General features: G+C 70.0%; 3 protein-coding genes. All 3 read right to left on the reverse strand.

Features of this window, described 5'->3' with window-relative positions:
* Positions 1 to 26 precede the first annotated feature (26 nt).
* Positions 27 to 491 carry a DUF2231 domain-containing protein gene (locus tag QK444_RS35050; protein ID WP_282786286.1) on the reverse strand — a complete coding sequence of 155 codons (465 nt, stop codon included), beginning with the start codon at positions 489 to 491 and terminating at the stop codon, positions 27 to 29.
* A gap of 67 nt (positions 492 to 558) precedes the next feature.
* Positions 559 to 1,119, reverse strand: coding sequence for a hypothetical protein (locus QK444_RS35055; protein WP_282786287.1), 561 nt, complete (start codon positions 1,117 to 1,119; stop codon positions 559 to 561).
* Positions 1,120 to 1,349: 230 nt separating this feature from the next.
* On the reverse strand, positions 1,350 to 2,772 hold a 1,423-nt coding region (locus QK444_RS35060), incomplete at its 5' end, for an alpha/beta hydrolase (RefSeq protein WP_282786288.1).

Below are 2,772 nucleotides of genomic sequence, written 5' to 3' on the forward strand. Positions count from 1 at the left end.
TTTTTTCGTATCGACGGCCTTCACCGCTACGTCGCCGTGATGCCGCCCCACACCGCGCGTGAACCGCTCTCACCGACGCGGTAGATCTGCACACCCGCCGCGACCCCGGCGACGATCGCGAGCACGATGAGGACACTCACCACGGGACGGCCGATGGTCGCGCCGCGCTCCTCGCGCCAGTGCCAGAGCAGCAGCAGGAGCGCCACCACCAGCAGCGGGATCACGTAGTAGAGGCTGGCGCGGCCAAGTTCGACGTGTTCGTCGACGGCGGGCGTGCTGCCCACCCTGGTGTACAGCCACTCGCCCGCGTCGATGGTGAGCGGTGTCAGCGCGACCACCACCACCGCCAGGACCGCGGTCGGCCAGACGAGTCGCCGGCGCGCGGCCACCCACAGTGCACAGAGGATGAGCAGCGCCGCGGTGAGCGGCACCAGCACCACCAGTGCGTGCACCAGTAGGACATGCGCGGGCAGTCCGTCGAGGGTCGTCATGGCAGCGCCTCCGTTCCGTCGCGCGGATACCGGGAACAACGTATCCCGGCGCGCCACGGTTCGGGTGTCAGCCGCCCGCGACTTCCGTCCGCGCGGTCTCGGCGGGCTCGATCCGGGACATGAGGACGGTCGCCTCGTTGTCCTCGGCCGGTTCGGCGGGTTTGGTGTCGGTCGGGCCGACCAGCGGCACGGTCAGATAGCCGAGCAGTTCGTACCGCACCGGAACGGTGAGCGCCGCCGAATGACGGTCGTGGGCGATGAACGCGAGACCGGGGCCGAGCACGGAGCGCACGGCGTCGAGCCAGCGTCCGTCGGTTACCCGGCAGTCCGCCCAGGGGAAGTACTCGAGCCCGGTGCGCAGGAAGAACCGCTCACCGATGCCCGCGCGGCGCAGCAATTCCCCATGCCACTCGTCGACGCGGGGCTTGGCGGTCCCGGCGTAGATGCGCTGGTTCGGCGCCGGGTTGGCGGTGCCGAAATCGGCGAGGGTGTCCAGCAGCTGCTGGGGCAGCTCGTCGGCGCGTACGAAACCGAGGACCTCCAGCCCCTCCAGGAGCCGGGGTAGTTCACTCGCGCGCCGCTGATCCTCGTGGAGCTTGAACTTGCGTCGAATGCTGTCGCTGCGCATCTACGTCCTCGCCGAACCGTTCACGTCGACGCGCTCAGCACCACACGAATCCGCTTGCGCCGGAATCTCGCCAGCGGTAACCAACATCGTCGAACCTTCCAATTTCCCTCATCGCGACCCGCGACATTCTGCCCATGACGGGCGATGTGCCCCGGATCACACGCACCATAACATGGTCAATCGTACGAATAACACTCGCGGCGATCCGTCGGTAAACGTTTAACCCGTGGTCATCGGGGGTACGCACCGCCGACGATCTCGCCCTGGGTGACCAATCCGGGATTGCCCGCATCCCAGTAACCGTGGTGCGCCCACGGCTCTCCCGGGAACACCGTGAGGAACGGCAATTGCAGCCGGGTGCCCGGCGCGGACTCGAAAACCGTTGCGCCGAACGCCCGTTCGATCGGACTGATACCGTGCGCCACGGAACCGAAGACGGCGACCGGATCGGCGGCGGCCGCGGTGGCGAAGATGTGCCGGGGGTTGTCCGCGGGCGGCACGCCGTCGAGCCGGAGCTCGGTGACATGGTCGGTCCGTACCCCCGGACTGCCGACGAAAATCACACTATCGGCCGCGAGAGACCCTCCTCCGGTGGCCGCGACACCGATCACGGTACTGCCGTAACTGTGGCCTACGAGCGTGGTGTGCGCGGGCGGGCCGGAGTGGGTGGCGCGCAGGCCGTCCAGGAAGCGGTCGAGCGCGGGAGCGGCGGCGGTGGCGTAGTCGGGACGCAGCGCGGCCATCAGGTCGGGCGGCGCGTGGTAGCCGTACCAGGCGATCACCGCGCTGCGCTCGGCCGGATTCGCGCGTGTGGCCGCGTCCAGCAGCGCACGGGAGCGGTCGACGCCCGCGCCGATGGTGCCCAGCCGCGCGCCGGTGCCGGGGAGGAAGGTCGCGATGTTGCGGGCGGCGTCCGGATTGCCGAGGGCGATCGCGCCCCGCCCGCTGTCGTCGACCGCCAGCAGATAGCGGGGCGGGTCACCGCCACCGTCGAGCTGCCGGCGAACCACCCGATAGTCGGCCAGCCGAGTGTGCGCCTCCTGCCGGGCGGCGTCCCACTCCCGCAGGCGTATCCACTCCGCCGGTGTACTGGGCGGATTCCGCCCGGCCGCCCAGTCCGGATGCAGCCCGTCGAGGTAGGCGAGTTCGGCGTGGGCGGCCGACTCCAGCCGCGCCAGATACCGCCGGTTGTAGAAGTCCCGCGCCACCGCCGGAATGCCGTCGCGATTCCCGATGGCCGGGTCGTAGGCGACGAGCGCGTCGCGATCGGCGGGCGTGAGGGATTCCCACAGCTCGTGCACGGCGTACGGGTCGTCGGGGAACAACGCGGCGCCGTCCAGGATATCGATAATGCGCGAATCCGGCCGTGCGCCCTGGGGATTCGCCGCCAGCGCGAGCAGTTCGGCACGGGCGTCGTCGAGTCGGGCGGCCACCTCGCGATCCAGCCCGTCGGCGCCCACCAACAGCGGCACCAGCCGCGCCTGGAGTGCCGCGGCCTTGGTGTCGAGACATGCCTGGAGTGCGAGATCAAGCGCGGGATTGCCCGTGTTCGCCACGGGTGCGGTGACCGTACCGTCGTCGGCGACCACGCAGCCGTGAGCGTGGGCGTCGTCCTCGAGGCCGAGTACCGTGGCGCGGATCTCCGCGAGATTC

Source organism: Nocardia sp. CC201C, from assembly GCF_030010695.1.
In the GTDB taxonomy this organism is placed as follows: Bacteria; Actinomycetota; Actinomycetes; order Mycobacteriales; family Mycobacteriaceae; genus Nocardia; species Nocardia otitidiscaviarum.

Coding starts and splice junctions, on each gene's coding strand:
- QK444_RS35050 (WP_282786286.1), bottom strand. CDS start 491: ATGACGACCCTCGACGGACTGCCCGCGCATGTCCTACTGGTGCACGCA.
- QK444_RS35055 (WP_282786287.1), bottom strand. CDS start 1,119: ATGCGCAGCGACAGCATTCGACGCAAGTTCAAGCTCCACGAGGATCAG.